The organism is Rugamonas apoptosis, from assembly GCF_014042355.1.
In the GTDB taxonomy this organism is placed as follows: Bacteria; Pseudomonadota; Gammaproteobacteria; order Burkholderiales; family Burkholderiaceae_D; genus Rugamonas; species Rugamonas apoptosis.
Window position 1 is genome coordinate 36,808 of record NZ_JACEZU010000004.1, and the last position, 22,594, is coordinate 59,401.

The 22,594-nt window shown below is 68.0% G+C and carries 16 protein-coding genes; 7 read left to right on the forward strand and 9 right to left on the reverse strand.

Annotated features, from left to right (window positions below; all coding sequences use genetic code 11):
• Positions 1-2: 2 nt before the first annotated feature.
• The 5 genes from H3H39_RS09485 (at position 3) to H3H39_RS09505 (ending at position 7,430) form a co-directional block, all read left to right on the forward strand.
• Positions 3-1,925: an XrtA/PEP-CTERM system amidotransferase gene (locus H3H39_RS09485; RefSeq protein WP_182153135.1), complete on the forward strand. Its 1,923-nt coding sequence runs from the start codon at positions 3-5 to the stop codon at positions 1,923-1,925.
• The gene (locus tag H3H39_RS09490) at positions 1,922-2,944 is read left to right on the forward strand and encodes a polysaccharide deacetylase family protein (protein ID WP_182153136.1); all 1,023 of its coding nucleotides are present in this window, start codon (positions 1,922-1,924) and stop codon (positions 2,942-2,944) included. Before H3H39_RS09485 ends, H3H39_RS09490 begins: the two co-directional genes overlap by 4 nt.
• Before the next feature lie 70 nt (positions 2,945-3,014).
• Positions 3,015-4,238 carry a TIGR04063 family PEP-CTERM/XrtA system glycosyltransferase gene (locus tag H3H39_RS09495; protein ID WP_182153137.1) on the forward strand — a complete coding sequence of 408 codons (1,224 nt, stop codon included), beginning with the start codon at positions 3,015-3,017 and terminating at the stop codon, positions 4,236-4,238.
• Positions 4,235-6,667 (forward strand): glycosyltransferase, encoded by a 2,433-nt coding sequence (locus H3H39_RS09500; RefSeq protein WP_182153138.1) that lies wholly within the window; start codon positions 4,235-4,237, stop codon positions 6,665-6,667. Before H3H39_RS09495 ends, H3H39_RS09500 begins: the two co-directional genes overlap by 4 nt.
• Positions 6,668-6,677: 10 nt before the next feature.
• Entirely contained in the window at positions 6,678-7,430 is a 753-nt protein-coding gene (locus tag H3H39_RS09505; RefSeq protein WP_182153139.1) for a class I SAM-dependent methyltransferase, read from the forward strand.
• A 3-nt stretch (positions 7,431-7,433) separates the two neighbouring features.
• On the opposite strand, the gene H3H39_RS09510 is transcribed toward H3H39_RS09505, so the two are convergent.
• From H3H39_RS09510 to H3H39_RS09530, 5 genes are read right to left on the reverse strand one after another with little or no spacing between them, the layout of a single operon-like run.
• Positions 7,434-8,660 carry a hypothetical protein gene (locus H3H39_RS09510; protein WP_182153140.1) on the reverse strand — a complete coding sequence of 409 codons (1,227 nt, stop codon included), beginning with the start codon at positions 8,658-8,660 and terminating at the stop codon, positions 7,434-7,436.
• A gap of 2 nt (positions 8,661-8,662) precedes the next feature.
• On the reverse strand, positions 8,663-10,168 hold the full coding sequence (locus H3H39_RS09515; RefSeq protein WP_182153141.1) for an MBOAT family O-acyltransferase: 1,506 nt from the start codon (positions 10,166-10,168) through the stop codon (positions 8,663-8,665).
• Positions 10,158-11,231 (reverse strand): glycosyltransferase, encoded by a 1,074-nt coding sequence (locus H3H39_RS09520; protein ID WP_229217953.1) that lies wholly within the window; start codon positions 11,229-11,231, stop codon positions 10,158-10,160. The genes H3H39_RS09515 and H3H39_RS09520 overlap by 11 nt, the downstream gene beginning before the upstream one ends.
• Positions 11,231-12,721 carry a lipopolysaccharide biosynthesis protein gene (locus H3H39_RS09525; RefSeq protein ID WP_311196885.1) on the reverse strand — a complete coding sequence of 497 codons (1,491 nt, stop codon included), beginning with the start codon at positions 12,719-12,721 and terminating at the stop codon, positions 11,231-11,233. Before H3H39_RS09525 ends, H3H39_RS09520 begins: the two co-directional genes overlap by 1 nt.
• Positions 12,708-14,777 carry a glycosyltransferase gene (locus tag H3H39_RS09530; protein WP_311196895.1) on the reverse strand — a complete coding sequence of 690 codons (2,070 nt, stop codon included), beginning with the start codon at positions 14,775-14,777 and terminating at the stop codon, positions 12,708-12,710. The genes H3H39_RS09525 and H3H39_RS09530 overlap by 14 nt, the downstream gene beginning before the upstream one ends.
• 117 nt (positions 14,778-14,894) lie before the next feature.
• On the opposite strand from H3H39_RS09530, the gene H3H39_RS09535 reads away from it, so the two are divergent.
• Together H3H39_RS09535 and H3H39_RS09540 are read left to right on the forward strand one after the other, a co-directional pair.
• Positions 14,895-16,187 carry a putative O-glycosylation ligase, exosortase A system-associated gene (locus H3H39_RS09535; protein ID WP_182153142.1) on the forward strand — a complete coding sequence of 431 codons (1,293 nt, stop codon included), beginning with the start codon at positions 14,895-14,897 and terminating at the stop codon, positions 16,185-16,187.
• Positions 16,187-17,095 (forward strand): polysaccharide deacetylase family protein, encoded by a 909-nt coding sequence (locus H3H39_RS09540; RefSeq protein WP_182153143.1) that lies wholly within the window; start codon positions 16,187-16,189, stop codon positions 17,093-17,095. Before H3H39_RS09535 ends, H3H39_RS09540 begins: the two co-directional genes overlap by 1 nt.
• Here H3H39_RS09540 and H3H39_RS09545 read toward each other — a convergent pair.
• The 4 genes from H3H39_RS09545 to H3H39_RS09560 are packed head-to-tail and all read right to left on the reverse strand — an operon-like array spanning position 17,022 to position 22,567.
• Positions 17,022-17,891 carry a class I SAM-dependent methyltransferase gene (locus H3H39_RS09545; RefSeq protein ID WP_182153144.1) on the reverse strand — a complete coding sequence of 290 codons (870 nt, stop codon included), beginning with the start codon at positions 17,889-17,891 and terminating at the stop codon, positions 17,022-17,024. The two genes, H3H39_RS09540 and H3H39_RS09545, sit on opposite strands and share 74 nt — an antisense overlap.
• Positions 17,866-19,755 carry an asparagine synthetase B family protein gene (locus H3H39_RS09550; protein ID WP_182153145.1) on the reverse strand — a complete coding sequence of 630 codons (1,890 nt, stop codon included), beginning with the start codon at positions 19,753-19,755 and terminating at the stop codon, positions 17,866-17,868. The genes H3H39_RS09545 and H3H39_RS09550 overlap by 26 nt, the downstream gene beginning before the upstream one ends.
• Entirely contained in the window at positions 19,752-20,981 is a 1,230-nt protein-coding gene (locus H3H39_RS09555; RefSeq protein WP_182153146.1) for a pyridoxal-dependent decarboxylase, exosortase A system-associated, read from the reverse strand. The genes H3H39_RS09550 and H3H39_RS09555 overlap by 4 nt, the downstream gene beginning before the upstream one ends.
• Positions 20,978-22,567, reverse strand: a complete 1,590-nt coding sequence (locus tag H3H39_RS09560) for an acyl-CoA ligase (AMP-forming), exosortase A system-associated (protein WP_182153147.1) — start codon at positions 22,565-22,567, stop codon at positions 20,978-20,980. The genes H3H39_RS09555 and H3H39_RS09560 overlap by 4 nt, the downstream gene beginning before the upstream one ends.
• Between the last annotated feature and the right edge of the window lie 27 nt (positions 22,568-22,594).

The window sequence follows — 22,594 nt, forward strand, 5'->3', positions numbered from 1 at the left end:
TCATGTGCGCCATAGTGGGACTGTTCGATATGCATGGCATGAGTGAACCCGACCACAGTTTGCTGGAGCGGATGAATGCCAGCATGCGCCACCGCGGCCCGGACGGCGGCGGCAGCCACCACGAACCGGGACTGGGCCTGGCCCACCGCCGGCTGTCCGTCATCGATGTCTCGGCCGGCCACCAGCCCATGTACAACGAGGACCACAGCGTGGTGCTGGTCTACAACGGCGAGATCTACAATTTCCAATCGCTGGTGCGCGAGCTGCGGCAATACGGCCACGTCTTCCGTACCCACTGCGACACGGAAGTGATCGTGCATGCGTGGGAGCAATGGGGCGTTCGTTGCGTCGAGCGCTTTCGCGGCATGTTCGCGTTCGCGCTGTGGGACCGCAACGCACAGACCCTGTTCCTGGCGCGCGACCGGCTGGGCGTCAAGCCCCTGTACTACGCGCAGCTCGACCATGGACAACTGGTCTTCGCCTCCGAACTGAAAGCCCTGCTGCTGCACCCGGCCATGCGGCGCACGCTCGATCCCATGGCGGTGGAGGAATATTTCGCCTACGGCTACGTGCCCGATCCGCGCACCATCCTGGCGCAGGCCCGCAAGCTGCCGCCGGGGCACACGCTGTGCGTACGCAAGGGCGGCGGCCTGGGCGCGCCGCAACCGTACTGGGACGTCCCGTTCGCCCCGGTGGCCGTCGCCAGCGAGGCCCAGGCGGCGGAAGAACTGACGGCGCGCCTGGCCGACGCGGTGCGCATGCGGCTGGTGGCCGACGTGCCGCTGGGCGCCTTCCTGTCGGGCGGGGTCGATTCCAGCGCCGTGGTGGCCATGATGGCGCAGTGCACGCACGAACCCGTCAACACCTGCGCCATCGGTTTCGCCGACCAGCGTTACGACGAAAGCGCCTACGCCCGCCTGGTCGCCAGCCATTGCGCCACCCGCCACCACGAACTGCGGTTGGATGGCGACGACACCGGCCTGATCGACCGCCTGGCCACCCTGTACGACGAACCGTTCGCGGACAGTTCCGCCCTGCCCACCTACCGTGTGTGCCAACTGGCGCGGCAGCGGGTCACGGTGGCCTTGTCGGGCGATGGCGGCGATGAAAACCTGGCCGGCTATGCACGCTACCGCTGGCATGTGCAGGAGGAGCGGTGGCGCGCCCGCATACCCGCCCTGTTGCGGCGCCCCGTGTGCGCGGCGCTGGGCCATGCCTACCCGCGCGCGCCGTGGCTGCCGCGTCCGTTGCGGGCCAAGGCCACCTTGCAGGCCATGGCGCGCGACACCATCGGCGCCTACTTCCACAGCATCGCCATCATGGACGACGATGCGCGCACCCGTTTGTTCAGCCCAAGCTTCAAGGCCAGCCTGGGCGGCTATCGCGCGATCGACGTGCTGCGGCGCCACGCAGCCGCCAGTCCCGCCGCCGATCCGCTGTCGCAAGTGCAGTACCTGGACTTGAAAACCTACCTGCCCGGCGACATCCTCACCAAGGTCGATCGCGCCAGCATGGCCCATGGCCTGGAAGTGCGCGTGCCCTTGCTCGACCACGAACTGGTGAGCTGGATCTCGGGCCTGCCGCCGCAGATGAAATTGAAGGGCAACGAGGGCAAGCACCTGTTCAAGCTGGCGATGGCGCCTTACTTGCCGGACGCCGTCCTGCACCGTCCCAAGATGGGTTTCGCCGTGCCCATGGCCGGATGGGTGGCTGGACCGCTGCGCCCTCGCCTGCAGCGATGCGCCCAGGATGGCGCGCTGGCCGACTCCGGCATCTTCAACATGGACTACGTGCGGCAACTGGTGGACGAGCAATTCAACGGCCAGCGCGACCATAGCGCCGCGCTGTGGTCGCTGCTGATGTTCGACTGCTTCCTGCGCCAGGTACTGGACCAGCCGGAGGGCGCCGAACGGCGCGCCGCATGAAGCCCGACCACGTCCTCAAGGTGTTCCTGACCGTGGACACGGAACTGTGGCCCAACGCCGCCGGCTGGCCCCACCAGCCCCTGCCCGCCGGCCGCCGGCTGGACCAGGAACTGGCCGCCGACATCCACGGCCTGACGGACCGCGGCGGCTATGGCTTGCCCTACCAGCTCGGCGTGCTGCGCTACCATGGTCTGCTGGCCAACTACTTCGTGGAAGGCCTGTTCCCCCAGCAGGCGGGACTGGAACCCTTGCGCCATATCGTCGGCCTGGTGCAGCGCGCCGGCCAGCAGGTGGAGCTGCATCTGCACCCGGAATGGGCGACGGCGCCGGGCGATGGCCGCGCTCAGGCCCAGGTCTGCCAGTACCTGTGCCGGCTGCCCGTGGAGCGGCAGAGCGCGCTGATCCGGCAAGCCATAGCCAACCTGCGGGCCGCCGGCGCCGGGCCGTTGCAGGCGTTCCGCGCCGGCAGCTTCGGCGCCGACCGCGTGACCCTGCGCGCCCTGGCCGAAAACGGCCTGCGCTACGACAGCAGCTACTCGCCGTCCTTTCCGATCGGCGCCTGGGGACAGCCCATCAGCCAGCCCGTGCTGATCGACGGCGTGTGGGAATTTCCCGTATCATCCTTTCGCGATTTTCCCGGCCATGTACGGCACGCGCAATTGTGTGCCTGCTCCGACCGTGAACTGACGCACGCGCTGGAATCGGCCTGGCGCGCCCGCTGGCCCGCCTTCGTCATCGTGCTGCACAGCTTTGAAATGGTGCGCAAGCGCGACGGCGGCCGCCTGCCCGTGCCGGAGTGGCCCGTGATACGCCGCTATGAACGGCTGTGCGCCTTCCTCGGCCGCCACCGGGAGCGCTTCCAGACCGCGCTGTTCCGCGACTGGGAGGACGGCGCGCTGGCCATGCCGGCAACCTCGGCGACATCGGCCCCTCAGACGCTGTTGCGTTCCCGCCCAAAGGACACCCTGGCGCGCATGGCCCAGCAAGCCTGGAGCCAGGCCTGGCGCCGGATAAGCTGATGCAGCGCAAACCGCCCGCAGCGAAATGTCTGAATCATAGACCATCTGAGCCAGCCCGCCGGGTACCCCCATGCGCATCCTGCACATCCTCGATCATTCCCTGCCGCTGCATAGCGGCTATACCTTCCGCACACTGGCCATCCTGCGCCAGCAGCGCGCGCAGGGCTGGGACACTGTCCACCTGACCAGTGCCAAGCACGCGGCGGCCGACCCGGCGCGCGCGGCCGAGCAGCACGTGGACGGCTGGCACTTCTACCGCACGCCGCCACAGCAACGCTGGTGGAGCGCGCTGCCGCTGCTGCGCCAGTGGAGCATCGTGCTGGGCCTGAGCCGCCGCCTGCGGCAGGTGGCGGCCAAGGTCAAGCCGGCCATCCTGCACGCCCATTCGCCGGCCCTGAATGCGCTGGCCGCCCTGCGGGTGGGCCGCGCGCTGGGTATCCCCGTCGTGTACGAGGTGCGGGCGTTCTGGGAAGACGCGGCGGCCGACCACGGCACCAGCCGGCCCGGCGGCCTGCGCTACCGCCTGACCCGCGCGCTGGAAGGCTACGCCTTGCGGCGGGCCGATGCCGTCACCACCATCTGCGGCGGCATGCGCGACGACCTGGTGGCGCGCGGCATCCCGGCAGCCAAGATCACCATCATCCCCAACGCCGTGGAGGCGGGCCAGTTGCGTCCGCCCGCCCGGCCATCGGGCATGCTGGCCCACAGCCTGGGGCTGACAGGCAGCCTGGTGCTGGGCTTCATCGGCTCTTTCTATGCCTACGAAGGCCTGGCGCTGCTGATCGAAGCGATGCCGCGCATGGTGCAGGCGCTGCCCTCGCTGCAATTGCTGCTGGTGGGCGGTGGTCCGCAGGAAGCGGCGTTGCAGGCCCTGGTCGGGCGTCTGGGACTGGAACGGCGCGTCCGCTTCGCTGGCCGCGTGTCCCATGTCCGAGTCGCCGAGTATTACCAGATGGTCGATATACTGGTCTACCCACGCCTGCCCATGCGGCTGACGGAACTGGTCACGCCCCTCAAGCCGCTGGAAGCGATGGCGCAGGGGCGGCTGGTGGTGGCCTCGGACGTGGGCGGCCACCGCGAGCTGATCGAGGATGGCAAGACCGGCATCCTGTTCCCGGCCGGCGATGGCGCCGCCCTGGCCGAGCGCATCATCCACCTCGCGCGCCACGCCGACACCTGGAACGGCTTGCGCCAGAACGCCCGCCGCTTTGTCGAAAGCGAACGCACCTGGGCCAGCAGCGTGGCCCGTTACGCGGACGTCTACGGCCCGCTGACGGGGAGTACTCCGACATGAGCGCGTTGCACATCGCACTCGTTGGTCCATGCGCCCCGCCTGCCGGGGGCATGGCCAACCAGACCGCCCAGCTGGCCCAGCTACTGGCCGCCTCCGGCGCCACAGTGGAGCTGGTGCGCAGCAACGCGCCGGTGCGGCCGGCGTGGCTGGGGTCCATGCGCGGCCTGCGGGCCATGTGCCGCTTGCTGCCGTATTTGCGCGCCCTGTGGCGCGCGGCCGGCCGCGCCGAGATCGTGCACGTGATGGCCAATTCGGGCTGGTCCTGGCATCTGCATGCGGCGCCGGCCATCTGGATAGGCCGGCTGCGCGGCAAAGCAGTGCTGCTGCACTACCATGGCGGCGAAGCAGCGCCTTTCCTGGCCCGCCAGGGAAAGCTGGTCACGATCACCCTGGCGCGCGCCCACGCGATCGTCGTACCCTCGGCCTTCCTGGCCCGCCTGTTCGGGGAATATGGCTTGTCCGCGCTGATCCTGCCCAACGTGGTGGACCTGGAGCGCTTCGCGCCGGGGCCGCCCGTCTCCCGGGATCACCCGCTGATCCTGGTCTGCCGCCACCTGGAACCCGTGTATGACCACGCCACGGCGCTGCGCGCTTTCAGCCTGGTACGCCATGCCGTACCCCATGCGCGCATGACCATCGCCGGCGAAGGCGCGGAACTGCCCCGGCTGCGTCAACTGGCCGCCGCCCTGGGCGTGGCGCATGCCGTCACCTTCGCCGGCGCGCTGGATCAGGAGGGCATGACGCGCCTGTATCGTGCCGCCGACGCCATGCTCAATCCCAGCCTGGCCGACAATCTGCCCGTCTCCATCCTGGAAGCGCTGGCCAGTGGCGTGCCGGTGGTGAGCACCAATGTCGGGGGCATCCCCTGCCTGCTGGAACACGGGACGACGGGACTGTTGGTGGCGCCGGGCGACGCCGGGGCCATGGCCCGCCAACTGGTGGCCGTCCTGCATGACACCGAGGGCGCCCAGCGCCTGCGCGCAGCCGGCATCGCACTGGCCAGCGCATACACATGGCAGTATGTTGGCCCGCGCCTGCTGGCCCAATACCGCCGGCTGTCGCGCCTGCCGCACCCCGGCTGGTACACGCGGCTGGTGGCCCGCCCTCTGTTCCTGCTGCAGCAGCGTCTCAAAGGCCATGCCGGAGCGGCCCTGCTGCATGAACTGGAGGTCAGCCAATGGTTGTCGCCCGCCGCGCTGGCACAACTGCGGCTGGAGCGCCTGCGCCAGCTCCTGGCCCACGCGGCCCGCCATGTCCCCTACTATCGCGGGCTGTTTGCCAGGCTGGACTTCGATCCTGCCAAAGTGCACGATCTGCGCGATCTGCGTTGCCTGCCCATCCTGCGCAAGGCCGACATCAGCGCGCAGCGCGACGCCTTCCGTTCCGCCGTGGCCGGCCCTTTACAGCGCTGCAATACCGGCGGCTCCAGCGGCGAACCGTTGATCTTCTATCTGGGCAAGGCGCGTGTCAGCCACGACGTGGCCGCCAAATGGCGCGCCACCCGCTGGTGGGGCGTCGATATCGGCGATCCCGAAGTGGTCGTGTGGGGTTCTCCGATCGAGCTGGGCGCGCAGGACCGCTGGCGCGCGTGGCGCGACCGCGTGCTGCGCAGCACGCTATTGCCGGCCTTCCAGATGTCCGACGTGAAGTTGGACGGCTATCTGCGGCGGCTCAGGCAATTGCGCCCCAGCATGGTGTTCGGCTACCCATCCGCACTATCCCGGCTGGCCCGCCACGCCCTGGCACAGCGCGTGCCGCTTGACGCTCTGGGGACAAAGGTGGTGTTCGTGACGGCCGAGCGCCTGTACGAGGAACAGCGCAAGCTGCTGGCCACCGCCTTTGGCTGCCCGGTGGCCAACGGCTATGGCGGCCGCGACGCGGGTTTCATCGCCCACGAATGCCCGGAAGGCGGCATGCATTTGAGCGCGGAAGACATCATCGTCGAGATCGTCGGCCAGGACGGCCAGCCAGTCCCCGACGGCACGCCGGGCGCCATCGTCGTCACCCACCTGGCCAGCGCCGACTTCCCCTTCATCCGCTACGCCACCGGCGATGTGGGCGCGATCAGCACGGCGCCCTGCCCCTGCGGACGCGGGCTGCCACTGCTGCACAGCCTGGAGGGGCGCAGCACGGACTTCGTCGTGGCGCACGACGGCACCGTCATGCACGGCCTGGCCCTGATCTATATCCTGCGCGACATCGCTCAGGTACGCGCTTTCAAGATCGTGCAGGAAAGCCTGCTGCTGACGCGCGTGTTGCTGGTCTGCGTGCCCCCGCTGGCCGACGACGCGCGGCAGCGCATCGCGGCCCAGTTCAAGGCCAGGCTGGGCGCCGACGTGGCGATCGATATCGCCGAAGTGCCGGAAATCGCCGCCGAAGCGTCCGGTAAATACCGCTATGTGATCAGCAAAATCGCTCCTCCCCCCTGAAAGGCCCGTTATGCTTCCCTATACCATCATTTCCCTGCTGTGCCTGGCCCTGCTGCTGGGCATGTACAACGCGCGCAAGACGCGGCAAGTCCATGTGCTGCTGGACCAGGTGCACGACCAGGCGCACCAGCAACCGGTCACCCTGTTCCGCCAACTGGAAGCCCTGCAAGGGCTGTACGTGGAACTGGCCCTGCGCCGCAGCCTGCCGGACACGCGCGGTTGGGCCGCCTCGCCCGACTTCCTGCTCGAACTGGTGCGCCATGCGCGCTCGGCCGTGCCGCTGACCGTGGTTGAATGCAGCAGCGGCACGTCGACCCTGGTGCTGGCCCGCTGCATGCAACTGAACGGCGCGGGCAAGGTCTACAGTCTGGAACATGATTTGCAATACGCCGAGCAGACGCGCCAGCAATTGCACCTGCACGGACTGCACGGTTGGGCCGAAGTGCTGTATGCGCCGCTGCAGCCGCACAGCCTGGCTGGCGAGCACTGGCCGTGGTACGGCCTGGCCGATGTGCCTGCCGGCGGCATCGATATGCTGGTGATCGACGGTCCGCCCCAGGGCACGCGCGCGCAAGCCCGGTTTCCGGCCGGACCGCTGCTGTTCCCGCGCTTGTCGGACAACGCCGTCGTGTTCCTGGATGACGCATCCCGTCCCGATGAGCAAGCTATCCTGCAGCGCTGGCAGCAGGACTACCCTGAACTGTTGCGCTCGTCGCGCCAGTGCGAGAAAGGCTGCGCCGTCCTGCAGCGCCGCGCGCGCTAGCCACTAAGGCTGGCTGCGCCTGGCGCGCGCCAGCGCCAGTTGTTCGGCCGCGATATCGCGCGCCATGGTCGTTTCCAGTACATGTTCGGCGTGGTAGCGCTCGCGCCCCGCGCGCATGGCCGCCAGGTGGGCCGGCATGGCGGCCGGGGTCAGTTCCAGCCCGAAGTCATCGGGAATGGCCGTGGCGGCGTCGCCGAACATGCGGCCCAGCACCATGCGGCCGACGTTGACCCGGTAGTGGGACGGTTCCCAATAATTGGCCATGTACTCATGGCGCGTCGCCTGGGGGATGGCCTCGGTGGTCACACTGTTAAAGCCTGAAAAATCATAGACGCGCACATCGCAACCGCGACCGCGCTGCACCGCCGCCATGGCCGCCAGCGACGTTTGCCAGCGCTCCTGCGCCGGCCACTTGCCGGCCCAGTACAGCGCGTCCGCCATCATGGCGTGGGTCGGGTTGACGTACAGGCGCACCCGCGCACCGGCCTGGCACATCGCGCCCACCGTCTGTTCCAGCGCATCATAGGCGGCCCGCGTGGGGCCGGACCCGCGCACGAATTCCCGGGTGCGGGGCACGACGGCGGCCCGTGTGCCGGCCCAGCCGCCGTACGGGGAACTGCGCATGCAGCCATCATCGCGCTGGCCATGGAAGGCGAGACTGGAGTGACACACGGCGCCGAACGTACCCATGAGCACGCTGAGCGAATCGCGTGTCATGTCCACTGTCAGCGCCCGCTTCAGGTCCAGCAAGCGGCGCCGCCATTGGTAGAAGCCGCCTTGTGCAACCAGGGCCCGGTCAAAATCCGTGTTGCCCACCTCCACCGAAAACGAGGGAGCGTCGATGCCCCAGATCACGGTATGGGGCGGATTGATCGCCAGCGCGTGCTGCGCCATCGCCACCGTATCGCCCAGCGAGGCGCCAGACAGTGCGCCGTTGAAGACGTCTTGACCGGCGAACAACGGGATACTGGTCGGCATGCCCAGCTCAGTGCGCGAATTACCCAGGTACAGGATGCTGGGCTGGAACCGGGCGAGCGCATAAGTCTTGCCCCAGGCGCTCATTTTTTCACGGGCGGGCCGCAAGCGCATGACTTGCGGCGTGTCCCACTGGTGGATCAGGTACGGGTCCACCACATAGTTCAAGGCCAGCAGCGCGGCGATGGTGACGGCACCGCCGCCACACAGGATCGCCAGATAACTGCGCCAGTCGGGATGTGGGTCGCGGGGCATGATCAGAATTGGAAGTAGAGAAATTCACTGACCTTGTTCATGCTGAGCAGACAGCCCAGGAACAGGGTGAGCATGGCCACGCCCCAGGCGGGGCTGGGATGCCAGTCGAGCCAGCGCCACGTGGGCGCATGAAATATTCTTTCAATCGCAGGCTCATAATGAAAGAATATTTCTTGAGTATTTGGCGCCCACAGTGCCAGCACGGCGGCCACCGCCAGCGTCGGCGGCCCCAGCCCACCGAAGTCGATCCAGCGCACGCCGTCAAAGCCGGGATGGAGGCCCAGGCTGGCGAACAGTTGGCCCGAAGCGGCCAGCCCATGGGGCAAGCTGAGGCCGGCCCCGCCGGCCAGCGCCCGGTACACGTCGGCCGCCGTGGCAAGATCGGGCGCGCGGAACGTGACCCAGGCCAGCATGACAGCCATCAAGGTCAACGGTTGATGCCACCAGCGCGCCGCCCCGCCACGCCAGCCGCGCCAGGCATGCTGGATGACCAGATACAGCCCATGCAAACCGCCCCACAACACGAAGGTCCAGCCGGCGCCATGCCACAGGCCACCCAGCAACATCGTCACCATCAGGTTGGCGTAGCGCCGTGCCGGTCCCAGGCGGTTGCCGCCCAGCGGCACATATAGGTAGTCGCGCAGGAAGCGTGACAAGGTCATGTGCCAGCAGCGCCAGAAGTCGCTGATGTCGCGCGCCTTGTACGGTGAGTTGAAGTTCAGCGGCAGCTTCACGCCAAACAAGCGCGACAGGCCGATGGCCATGTCGGAATAGCCGGAAAAGTCGAAATAGAGCTGGAGGGTATAGGCGAGCGTGGCGATCCACGCTTCCACCAGTTGCGGATGGGCGCCGGCCGCGTAGACCGGCGCCACCATGTCGGACAGGTTGTCGGCGATCAGCGTCTTCTTGGCCAGTCCAATCACGAAGATGGATAGGCCCACCGCGACATTGGCCGCCCGCAGCCGGCCCTGGGCCGGATCGGCGAACTGCGGCATCATTTCCCGGTGGTGCAATACCGGTCCCGCGATCAGGTGGGGGAAATAGCTGACGAACAGGCCGTACTGGACGATGCCGGGTTCACTGGCCGCACCACGGTAGCAATCGACGAGGAAGGCGATCTGGGTGAAGGTGAAAAACGAAATGCCGATCGGCAGCACGATCGCCCACGGCTGGCCATGCTGGCCGGTCAGCGTGCCGATGGCCAGCACGAAGAAATTCATATACTTGAAATAGCCCAGCAACAGCAGATTGGCGCCCAGTCCCGCCCACAGCCAGCGCCGGCGCGCCGCCCCTGCCGCCGCGCCCAGGCGCCTGGCCAGCCAGAAATTGCCGGCGATCGAGGCCAGCAGCAATGGCAGGTAGCGCACGTCCCAGTAGCCGTAAAAGGCCAGCGAGGCCACGGTCAGCCAGGCCATGGCGGCGCGCGGGCCGTAGCGTCCCAGCCACGCATAGCCGGCCAGCACGACGGGCAGGTAGATAAACAAGAAACCGAAGGAGTTAAACAGCACTGGTCGCCTCCCGCCGGGCCTGCAGCACGCTGGCATAGCAGGCGGCAATGCGCCCGGCAACGTGGCGCCAGGTGTAGTCGGCCACCAGCGCCCGCACGGCGGCGCGCGTTGGGGGCGCCGCCAGCAGCCCGGCGATCGCTTCGCGCTGGCGGCGGCCATCGTCCCAGCGGCACAGCTTGATGGCGAAGTCCCCGTTCGCCAGCCGTAATGCGCTCTCCTCTGTCATGACCACCGGTGTGCCCGTCGCCAGCGCTTCCAGCACGGCCAGCGGGAACACTTCGCCCTGGCTGGGCAAGGCCAACACCGAGGCCGCTGCGTAGGCACTGGCCAGCAGCGGATCGCCATGCTCGAAAGAGCCGAGCCAGCGCACTTGCGGTTCCCGCTGCAATTGACGCAGATAGTCCTGGTGGGCCTGCTGGACATGGCCGATCAGCACGACAGGCAAGTCCATCCCGGCCAATGCGCGCACCAGCCCCAACTGGTTCTTGTACGGCGAAATCGACCCTACCATGAGCACGAACGGCTGCGTGATACTGAAGCAGCTGCGAAAGAGCGCGCCGTCGGCGTGAAAGAAGTGGCCGCTGATGCCGTTGGGCAGCACGCAGATCTTGCCCGGGTCGATACGGAACGCCGACTGGATCGCGTCCCGCTCCGCCGCGCCCAGCGCGATCACCCGTTGCGCCAGTTGCAGCGCGCGCTTGGTCTGGGCGTAGCTGGTTTGCACGGTCCAGGCCGTCAACCGGCCCGTCAAGCGTTCGGCCAGCCGGGCGCGCCAGCCGTTGGCGCGGTTCCAGCCCGGCGACAGCAACGGCGACAGCACGATGGGCACGCCCATGTCATCGGCCGACTCGACCACGCGATGGTTGCCGTTGATGGCCGCGAACACATGGATCAGGTCGAATTCGTCCAGCCGTTGGCGGTTGGGGTCGAGCAGCTGGACTTCCAGCTTGGCCGCATGGTCGTCGCGATAGCCATTGAGAGCGGAGATGGTTTCGCGGACCTGGATCTGCAAGCCGCCTTCGCGCTGGAACAACATAGGATAGGACACCACGCCCACGCGCATCACGTTCTCCCTTGCCTGGTTAATATGCTCAAGGACTTGCGGCCAGCCAAACCGATTTCAGCGCCCAACGGATGGCCGCACGCCAGCACGGCGGCCAGCCAGCACAGCAGACAGGCCAGCGCGCTGGCCAGCAGGCGCGGCAAGGGATGGGCGGCATCGTCCTGCCACGTCCATTGCATTGCCACCGCCCCACCCGCCGCCGCCGCCGTCACGATGGCGCTGCGCCACAGCGCGGCAAGCAACTGCGCCGCCGTCATGTCGGTCAGCCTGACCAGGCAGCGCCATGTGAGCCAGCTGCGAAACAAGGCGCCAAACACGACCGCCCAGGCCACCCACGCCAAACCGAACGGCGTCGCCAGCAGCACCGCGGCCACCCGCGCCGGCACGGCTTGCGCGTCCAGCGTGGCCTGCATCCGCACCTGCCCCAGCGCCACGAACAGGTAGCGGGCCATGCTGAACATGCTATAGAACGCCGAGGAGAAACACATGATGCGGATCAAAGGCTGAGCCGCATCCCATTGGGGTCCATACAGCAGCCGCAGCAGCGGGCCGGCCGTCAGCGCCACGAAGCTGAAGAACGGCCAGGCCAGCGCCGTCATGCATGCCAGCGTTTTCAGGTAGGCGGCGCGCACATCCTGCCCGGCCCGTGCCTGCATCGAAAACCACGGGAAGATGACGGGCGAAACCGCACCGGTGATCAGTTGATTGAAGACATTGAGCAAGCCCATGGCCTTGCCGAACAAGCCGACCTCAGCCACGCCAAGGAATTTTCCGATGATCAGCTCCGGCGCGGCCACGCCGATTTCATCCACCACTCCGCCGCCCGTCGCCAGCGCGCCGAACGACAGCACGCCGCGCACCCCGCGCCAGCCGGGCAGCCACGGCAAGCCGGCGGGACGGAAGTACAGGCTGGCCAGCAGCGAGGCGCCGGTGGCGGCCACGGCACCCCATGCCAGGCTCAGGTAGCTCCACCCCAGCAACGCCAGCGCCAGCGTGCAGCCCAGTTGCACCACGCTGTGCACGGTATTGATGGCGTAGATGGCGGAAAAGCGCATGGCGCGCCGCAAACACACGAGCGTCGTGGCGCCGAACGGCAGCAGCAGGAAATTGCACGCCAACAGCACGAGCACCTTACGCAAACGCGGTTCGTGGTAGAACGTGGCCACCGGCCCGCTTGCCAGCCACACCAGGGCGGCCAGCAGCCAGGCCACGCCGATGCTCACCGTGAGCGCGGCCCGCAGTTTTTCATCCGTCAGCTGCCGTTCCTGGATCAGGAACTGGCCTACGCCGAAGTCCCGCACCACTTGCGCCAGCCCGACCAGCACGGCGCCCACGGAGTAGACGCCGATCTCGGCCGGCGTCAGCACGCGTGAGATCACCATCGCCCCTGCTGTGCTGAGCAGCAGCGAGGTGTATTTTTCCGCGAACGAATACAGGAAGGAACGCCGGGTGGTCTCCATGGCCGGGGCGCCGCCGTCAGATGAGGCCACGGTAGAACTCGCGCACCTGCTGGCCCACCACGGCGATGCTGTAGCGCGCCAGCGCCTCGGCCCGCCCATGGCGCCCCATGGCTTCGCGCAGCGGCAAGTCGGCCAGAAGGTCGCCGATGCGCGCGGTTGCTTGTTCCAGGTCGTTGGCCGGCACCAGCATGCCGCCCTGGCTGTCGCGCAGGATATCGACGCTGCCGGCCACTTCAGTGGCCACGGCCGGCACGCCGCATGCCATCGCCTCGATGGTGGCGATGCCAAAGCCTTCATTGCGGCTCATCAGCAGATGCAGGTCGAAGCCGGGCATGACGGTTTCCACCTGTTGCACGTAGCCCGCGAAAATGACGTACTGTTTCATGCCAGCCTGCTCGGCCTGATTGCGCAAGGCCGATTCCAACGGCCCCGTTCCCACCAGCACCAGGTACAACTGGGGATGGCGGCGGCGCAAGCGGGCCAGCAAGGCGATCGCGAGCGACGGACGTTTTTCCACCGACAGCCGGGCCACGCAGCCCAGCACCAGGCTGTCGGGCGGCAAGCCCCAATGCGCGCGGGCTGTCAGCCGGGCCTGCGCGCAAGGTTGGAAGCGGTCAGTGTCGACGCAATTCGGGATCACGGCCAGTCGCGCCGTCGGTGGCAGATAGGCTTGGTAGATGGCCAGGAAATGCCGCATGGCCGTGGCGGACACGGCGTAGACGCCGCCGACGGCGCCGAACGCATGCCGCAGCATGGGCGCATGCCATGGCGTGATGGTATCCATGGCGAAAGTACCATGCACGCTGAGCACGACCGGCAAGCGGCACTGGCGCGCCAGCCACAGGGCGGAAGCGCCGTAATTGGTCCAGCACAAGGCGACATGCACCAGCCGCGCGCCATGGCGCCGCATGGCCGGCACGGCGAACAGGCGGGCTCGCCAACGGTTCCAGCGCCGCCAGCGCCATTGCTCGAAGAACAGCGGCGGCGAGAATGGCGTCCAGCGCAACCCTTCGGCCGCCAGCCGCGCGCTCCATTCTGCGCTGCCGGGAAACCGGTGGGTGGCGAGCAGCGATGGGTAGCCGGCGTCGGCCAGGAAGCGGGCCTCTTGCGCCATGCGTAATTCCATGCCGCCCAGCGCGCCGGAGTGGCTGGTGATCAACACCGCCGGCCCGGCCCGGCCGGCGCCGCGCCACGCTTCGCGGCAGTACCCGTGCAGATACGCCAGCTCCCACCGATGCCGGAACGCGGCGGCCGCGTCGCCGCGCACAGAGGCCAGCACCGCGCCCGCCGCCTCGATCAGCGCGCGCTTGAACATCCAGCGCGGCACGCCCAGCCATTCCGGCACGGCGCCGGGGCGTTCCTGGCGGTACTGGCCGCGCCCGAAGCGGCGCGCCCGCTGCAACAGGAATGGCAGCTGCAATTGATGGGCACGGATATGGTGGGCCACCACGGCGTCGCGGCAAAACCAGCTGCGAAAGCCCGCGTCGGCCACCCGCCGCGTGAACGACGTTTCGCCGCCCATCGCGTACTCGCCGCCGTTGGGGCCCAGGCTCTCGTCGAAGCGATAGCCGGCGTCGAACACGGCGCGCCGCACGGCCATGTTGGCGCCCCACACCAGGCCGGGAAACACGGGCCCGTCGGCCAGGTCGGGCGCCGTCAGGCCATAGGTCAGGCCCAGCGGCACATGGGCCAGCACCCAGTCCGGCGGCGGACTGGCCCAGTCGGCCACGATGCTGCCGCCGAACACAGCATACGCGGGATGCGCGGTGGCGCAGTTGGCGAGATGGCGCAGCCAGTTGGGCGCGGGCAAGGCATCGTCATCCGTCAACACGACCAGATCCGTGGCCGCATCTTCCAGCACCAGCGCCAGGCCCCGGTTGAGCGCCGCGTTCTTGCCGCGCCGCCCTTCGTACACATAGCGCAGCGGCAAGCGGCGTGCATGGGCCGCGATGATGTCGCGGCTGTGGTCCGTGCTGCCGTTATCCACGATCACGAGCTGCCAGCCGCCGTCCGGCGCCGCCAGCGCGCCATACGCGGCCAGCACCCGGGGCAAGGTGGGCGCACCATTGTAGGTCGCCATGAGCACGGTCAACAAGGGCGCTGCTCCTCTGTCCTATAGTGGCTGGATGTCCAGTCACCAGTGTAGCGACGGCCATGCATCCGGCCGTTGAGACGCGTCAACCCCTAACCCCCTATCGCCCCCATGCGCGACATCCTCGTCACCGTGATCGTATTCGGCAGCCTGCCGATGATATTCAGGAACCCCGTCACCGGCGTGCTGCTGTGGGTGTGGATCAGCGTGATGAACCCGCACACGCAAGGCTGGGGCTACGCGCAGCATTTCCCGTTCGCCTACCTGATCGCCATCTGCACCTTGCTGGCCATGGCCGGCCAGCGCGGGCCCAAGGGCTTGCCCGTCAATGGCCTGACCCTGACATTACTGGCCTTCATCGTGTGGATGAATGTGACGACGCTGTTCGCCCTGTTCCCCGAGGCCGCCTATACACAGTGGAACAAGGTGATGAAGATCATGCTGATGAGTTTGGTGACCATGATGCTGATCCGCAGCCGCGAGGACATCCACCGGCTGATCTGGGTGCTGGTCATCTCGCTGGGTTTTTACGGCGTCAAAGGGGGCATCTTCACGCTGCGCACGGGCGGCGAGGAGCGCGTGTGGGGTCCGGAAGGCACCTTTATCGGTGACAACAACGCGATCGCCCTGGCGCTCATCATGACCATCCCGTTGATGCACTATCTGCTGCAGCAAACCGACAACAAATGGCTGCGCCGGGCGCTGGCCGTCACCATGGTGCTGTCGGCGCTGGCCGCGCTCGGTTCCTATTCCCGTGGCGCGTTGCTCGCGATCGCCGCCATGACCGTGTTCATGTGGTACCGGAGCCGCAACAAGTGGCTGAGCGGCGCCGTGATCGTGCTGCTGGCGCCGCTGCTGTTGCTGTTCATGCCGCAAGGCTGGAGCAGCCGCATGGACACCATCGGCGAATTCCAGGCCGACGAATCGGCCATGGGCCGCATCAACGCCTGGTATATGGCCTACCACCTGGCGCGCGACCGGCTGTTCGGCGGTGGCTACGACGTGGCCGAGCCGGCCCTGTTCACCCGCTACGCGCCCAACCCGGCCGACGTGCATGCGGCCCACAGCATTTATTTCCAGGTGCTGGGCGAACATGGTTTCGTGGGACTGGCCCTGTATCTGCTGCTGGGCTTCTTCACCTGGCGCTGCGCCAGCTGGATCACGCGGGAGGCCGCCTGCCAGCCCGAGCTGGCCTGGGCCGCCCGCCTGGCGACCATGATCCAGGCCAGCTTCGTCGGCTTCGCCGTGGGCGGCGCCTTCCTGAGCCTGGTGTATTACGATGTGCCTTACTACCTGGCGGCGGCCCTGCTGGCCACCCGCGCCCTGATCCAGGCCAGGCTCAGCACGCAGCCGTCGCCACGCGCGGCGCCAAGCCGGGCGGCGCCCCAGGCCCCGGAGGCGTGATGCGCTGGCCCCACCGCCGCCTGTCCATCCTGATGTACCACCGGATCGTGGCGCGGCGCGATCCCTTGCAGCCGGCGATACCGGATGTGCACCAGTTCGACCAGCACATGCGCTGGCTGCGCCGTTGGTGTCACGTACTGCCGTTGGCCGAGGCGGCCCGGCGCCTGCGCGACGGCGCCCTGCCACCGCGCGCGGCCTGCCTCACCTTCGATGATGGCTATGCGGACAATGTGGAACTGGCGCTGCCCGTGTTGCGCCAGCATGGCCTGAGCGCCTGTTTCTTCATCGCCACCGGCTACCTCGATGGCGGCCGCATGTGGAATGACGCCGTGATCGAGCATGTGCGCGGCGCCGCCGGTCCCTTGCTCGACTTGCGCCACCTGGGCCTGGAATGCCACCCTGTCCATGACTGGCGGCACAAAATCCTGGCGCTCGATCGACTGCTGCTGCGCTTAAAATATCTGCCGTTTGCGCAGCGCCAGGAAATCGCCGATCGGCTGGCCCCGCCCCGCGCGCCCGGCCTCATGATGTCGTGCGACCAGGTACGGCAATTGCACCGTGCCGGCATGGAGCTGGGCGCCCACACGGTGCGGCACCCGATCCTGGCCTTGCTGCCGGCGGCCGCGGCACGGTCGGAAATTGGCGCCGGCAAGATGGCCCTGGAACGCTTGATCGATGGCCCGGTGCCGTGCTTCGCCTACCCCAACGGCAAGCCCGGTCAGGATTATGATGGCCGCCATGTGCGCATCGTCGCCGAGCTTGGCTTCCAGGCGGCCGTTTCCACCCAGGCGGCCGCGGCCCACCATGCTTGCGATCCGCTGCAACTGCCCCGTTTCACGCCGTGGGACGCGGCCCCATGGCGCTTTGGCTTGCGCCTCGCGCGGAGCCGCTGGCAACGGCCGGTTTAATCCCGAGCAAGACCGTGTATGGCGTGGCTACATGGGCCAGCCAGCGCAGCGGCGGCATGCGCCGGATCGCCCGCACCAGCGCGACCGCCATCCGCCCGCGCCCCGCCAGGTCCATCATGTCGAAGCGGTCCATGCAGTGCAGACCTTGCTGCCCCAGGTGCTGGCGCAAGCCGTAATAGGTGAACCAGTTGACGGCCGGATAGGTGGCATAGGCGGCCAGCTGGGGATGGGTGGTGCGGGCCAGGTGTTCGCAATGGTGCTTGAGCCACGCGGGATACCACGAATACAGCGGCAGGCTGAACTCCTCCTGGCTGGGACACAGCTTGTTGCTGGTGCTGATGAACAAGGCGCCGCCCGGCCGCAACACCCGCACCATCTCGCTGAGGCAGGTCGTCCAGTCCGTCACATGTTCGAGCAATTCGGGCGCCACGCACACGTCCATCGCCCCATCGTCCCAGGGCAAGGCGGTGGCCGACGCGACGGCGAACTGGATCTCCAGCCCCGCCTGTTGCGCCCGCTGGCGGGCCAGTCCGATCAAGGCTTCGTTGATGTCGACCCCTTGCACGCGATGTCCCATGCCGGCCCACAAGCGGCACTGGGTGCCCGCGCCACAGCCGATATCGCCCACCCGCAAGGAACCGGCCGGCTGGCCCAGCGCCCGCCACAGCGCCGCATGGATCATCTGGAACCTGTGCCAGTCGGCCTCGCCGCCGCTCTGCTGTTCATAATGGCGGTAGAAACCGTCCTGGCAACTGGTATCCCAGTCCGGATCATCCCTGGCGGATTTGGAGCTCATCGCGCACCTCTTCATGTGACCGGCGCGCCTCGGCGCGCAATTGCAACCATTGCTCCAGCATCATCAGTACCCACACCATCGTGCCGTGGTAAGGGGGATGGGCGGCCAGATGCGTGTCGAGCAATGCATCGATGAAGGCGGGCCGCACGATGCCTCGCCGCTTCAGGTCGCTCAGGCTGTCGCCGGCCAGGTTGCGCAAGCCCGCGTGGGTATGCAGCCAATGGCCCACGGGCAGGCCGAAACCGTGCTTCTTCTTGTTCAAGATGGCGCGCGGCAAGGTATCGCGCAGCGCCGCGCGGAAGAAATGGCGCAAGCGCGTGCCGCGCAGCTTGTCCTCGGGACGCAGCCGGGCGGCGAACGCCACCAGCCCATCGTTCAGGAATGGAAAGGCGGCCTCCAGCCCCGCCAGTTCGCACGCCTTGTTCACCTTGGGCAAGTCGTTGTCGGCCAGCGTGAAGCGCATGTCCAGGGCCAGCAGCCGGTTGATCTGGCTCAGGTGGCGCGAGGGCCAGTCGGCCAGGTCCAGGACGCGCGCGGGTGCGGTGCTGTCCACTGTGGCCAGGAATGCTGCTTCCAGCACCTGGCCTGGTCCGTAGCCCTGCAACAGATTGTAGGTTTCCAGCCGGGCCGGCAGCGGCACCAGGGCTTGCCGCACATAGCTGCGCGCCTTGCGTGGCAGCGCATGCTGACTATCGGCCAGCAGCCCGAACAGCGCCGGTTCCAGCACCAGCTGGCGCAACGCGGCCGGGCACCGTTCGTAGCGCGACAGCACGGCCTGGTGCGCATAGCGCGCGTTGCCGCCGAACAGTTCGTCGCCACCGTCGCCACCCAGCATGCGGGTAATGCCGTCCGCCCTGGCCATCCGGGCGCAGTAGTAGGCGGGCACGGCCGAGGCGTTGCCGAACGGCTGGTCGAACACGGCGCTCAGGTGGGGAACGGCGGCGCAGACGTCTTCGGCCGTGACGTACAGCGCGCGGTGCCGCGTGCCGAACGCGTGCACGGCCACGTTGGCGTAATCCATCTCGTCGTAGCCGTCCACGTCGAAGCCGATGGAATAGGTGCGGGCCGGCGTCCCGGCCCGGGACAGCATGGCCACCACCGTGGAACTGTCCGTGCCGCCGCTAAGAAAAGCGCCGACCTGGTGGCCGGCCAGCGTTTCCCGCACGGCGTTGTCCATCAACTCAAGAAACTGGGGGCGCAGGCGCGACCAGGGCGCGCTCTCCTGCTCCAGGTAGCGCATTTCCCAGTAACGGCCCCGCTCCATGCCGCCGCGACCGTAACGCACATACTCGCCCGGCAGCAATCGCTGTTGTTGGCGATACATGGTGCCCGGCGCCGGTACCATATGGAAGTACAGGTAATTGAAGATGGCTTGATGATCCAACGTGGCGTCGGCCGCAGGATGGGCCAGCATCGCATCGGCCGAGCTGGCGAACAGCACCCCTTTCGGCGTGGGCTGGATCAACATGGGCCGGGTGCCATAGCGGTCCACTGCCAGCAAGGCGATGCCCTGGCGGCTGTCCAGTATGCACAAGGCGAACGCGCCCGACAGCGCGGCGCAGCTCAACGCGCCCTGCTCCGGCCACAGGGCGGCCAATCGTTCCCCTATGCCTTCCGCCGTGCCGGCGATGGTGGGCTGGCCCCAGACGGCGATCAGCAAGCCATCCTCGCGGTACAGATGGGCGCTGTCCGGACGGGCCGCGATGGCCGCCCCCGCATCGGCGCCCGCGATGGCCTGCACGTCGCTGCCGTCGAAACGCGTCAGTGGCGCCGCCATCCGGGCCAGCCGCTGGCGCGCCAGCGTCGCATCAGCGTCGCCGCCATCCTTGGACGGCAGATTGAACCAACCGCACAGGCCGCTCATACGAGCACCTCCAGCGCCGGTGGATGGCTGAGGAAGCCGGCCGGGCTGGCGCTCAGGCCGTATGCGCCCGACTGAAACACCACCACCAGATCACCGGCCACGGCGGGCGCCAACGGCATCTGCTCGGCCAGCACGTCCAGCGGCGTACACAAGGGGCCGACCACGGACACCACTTCCCGCGCCTCCCCGGCCATCCGGTTGCCGATGGCGACCGGAAAATTGCGGCGTACCCGCTGGCCGAAGTTGCCTGAAGCGGCCAGATGGTGGTGCAGGCCGCCATCGGTGATCAGGTAAGTGTGCCCATGGGAAATTTTGCGCTCCAGGACGCGGCACACATAGACTCCCGCCTCAGCCACCAGGTAGCGACCCAGCTCCAGCGCCAGCGCCGCGTCCGGCGCGGCGGCGCGCAACAGGTCCAGCGACTGTTGCAAGGCGTTTGCCACCGGTTCCAGCGGCAGCGGCTGGTCGCCGGGAAAGTATGGCACGCCGAAGCCGGCGCCGATATTGACCTGGCGCAGGGGCGCGGGCGCGTGCTCGGCCATACGCACGGCCAGTTGCACGCTCAGCGTTTGCGCTTCAGCGATGGCGGCGGCCGACAAATTCTGGGCGCCGCAGAAAATATGGAAGCCCTGGAAGTCCAGCTCCCGCTGCCGGACCGTGCGCAGCATGGCCGGCACCCGTTCCTCATCCACGCCGAACGGACGGGGACCGCCGCCCATCTTCATGCCGGCCAGCTTCAGTTCGAAATCGGGATTGATCCGGATCGCCACCCGAGGTACCACACCCACATGCTCGCCGGCCACCGCCACCCGGTCCAGCTCCTGTTCCGACTCCAGGTGCAGCAGGATGCCCGCCGCCACCGCGCTGCGCAATTCACCATCCGTCTTGCCCGGCCCGGCGAAGCTGACGCGCTCTGGCGCCATGCCCGTATCGAGCGCCACCCGCAGTTCGCCGCCGGAGGCGACGTCGATCCCGTCGACCAGCCCCGTCAGCATCTGCACCACGGCCGGCATGGGGTTAGCCTTCATCGCATAGTGCAGCCGTATCCCGGCCGGCAGCACGCGCCGCAGCGTGCCCACGCGTTGTGCGATCTGGCCCCTGTCGTAGGCATAGAACGGCGTGCGCCCTACCCGCTCGGCCAGGCGCGGCAACCCGATGCCGCCCAGTTGCAAACAACCGTCAGCGACCGAAAGCTGCTGCGGCAGAACATGGCTGGGCGCGCTCATCTCCGTTCCTCCGCACAGGCCGATGCCAGCTCGGTGGCCAGCAGCGGGCGGTCGATCTTGCCGTTCGGATTGCGGGGTAATGGCGTGGTGCGCAGCACGACCCAGGCCGGCACCATGTAAGTGGGCAAGGCGGCGCGGCAGGCGGCCGTGATCTGCTCGGCGCTGGCCGGCGCCGCTTCGCGCGCCACCACCACCAGCACGATGGCCTGTCCCAGTTGGGTGTGCGGCACACCGATGGCGGCCGCTTCGCGCACCAGCCCCGACGCGTACACGACCTCTTCCACCTCGGCCGGACTGACCCGGTAGCCGGAGGTCTTGATCATGTCATCGCCACGGCCGATGAAATACAGGTAGCCTTCCTCATCGGCCCGCACCGTGTCGCCCGACCACACGGCCGGCTCCGGCAGCGGCAGGCCGGACAGGCGCGGCGGCAGCGGCCGGAAGCGCTGCGCCGTGCGGGCCGCGTCGTTCCAGTAGCCCAGCGCGACCAGCGGGCCACGGTGCACCAGCTCGCCCGGTTCGTTCGGCCCGCAGGGCGTGCCGTCGCTGCGCAGCACCAGCACTTCCGCGTTCGGGATCGCCTTGCCGATGGAATCGGGCCGCCGGTCCAGCTGCTCGGGCGCCAGATAAGTGGAGCGGAACGCTTCCGTCAAGCCGTACATCAGGTAGACCCGGGTGTTGGGCAGCGCGCGGCGCAAGGCGTCGAGCGTGCGGCGCTGCATGACGCCGCCGGAATTGGTGATGTAGCGCAGCCGCGTGGCGCTGTGCCAGCTCAGCTCGGCCAGCTGGATCCACAACGGCGGCACGGCGGCCAGGCCCGTGATGCGCTCCTGCTCCACCGTGTCGATGATGTCACGCAGCAGCAGATAGTTCATCAGCACGGCGCAGGCGCCGCTGTGGAAGGCCGTCGTCAGCTGGCTCAGGCCATAATCGAAGCTCAAGGGCAGCACGCACAGGATGCGGTCGTCGGCCCGGTTTTCCAGGTAGCTGGCGACACTGACGGCGCCCGCCACCAGGTTGCGATGCGACAGCACTACCCCCTTGGGCTTGCCGGTGCTGCCGGAGGTGTACAAAATCGCGGCCACGTCGGTGTCGATACGGCGGTGCCCGGCGGGCGCGCCGGGCACCGCCATGCAGGCGCCCCAGTCCGCCACCGCGACACCTTCGACGGCCGGCACGCCAGCTTCGCCGCTGTCCGTCAACACGATGGTGCGCAGGTCCGGGCAGGCAGCGAGCACCGGCAGCAACCGGGTCAGGCGTTCCCGCGAAGTGACCAGGATGCGCACGTTACAGTCGGCCAGGATATGGGCCACTTGCGCGGCCTTCAGCAAGGGATTGACGGGCACGAACACGCCGCCGGCGGCGGCCGCGCCGAACATGGCCACCACCGTCTCCTCGCGCTTTTCCAGATAGACGGCCAGCCGGTCACCCGGGGCCAGATCGCAGCGCAGCCAGGCGCCAGCAGCCGTGGCCACCATGCTGGCCAGCGCCTCATAGGATAATTCGGCGCCCTGGTACGACAGCGCCGGTGCCAGCGGCGCGCGCTGGGCCGACTGGAAGATAAACTCGTGAATTAACTGGGCCATAGGCCACCTCTGTATGTTTGGTATCGC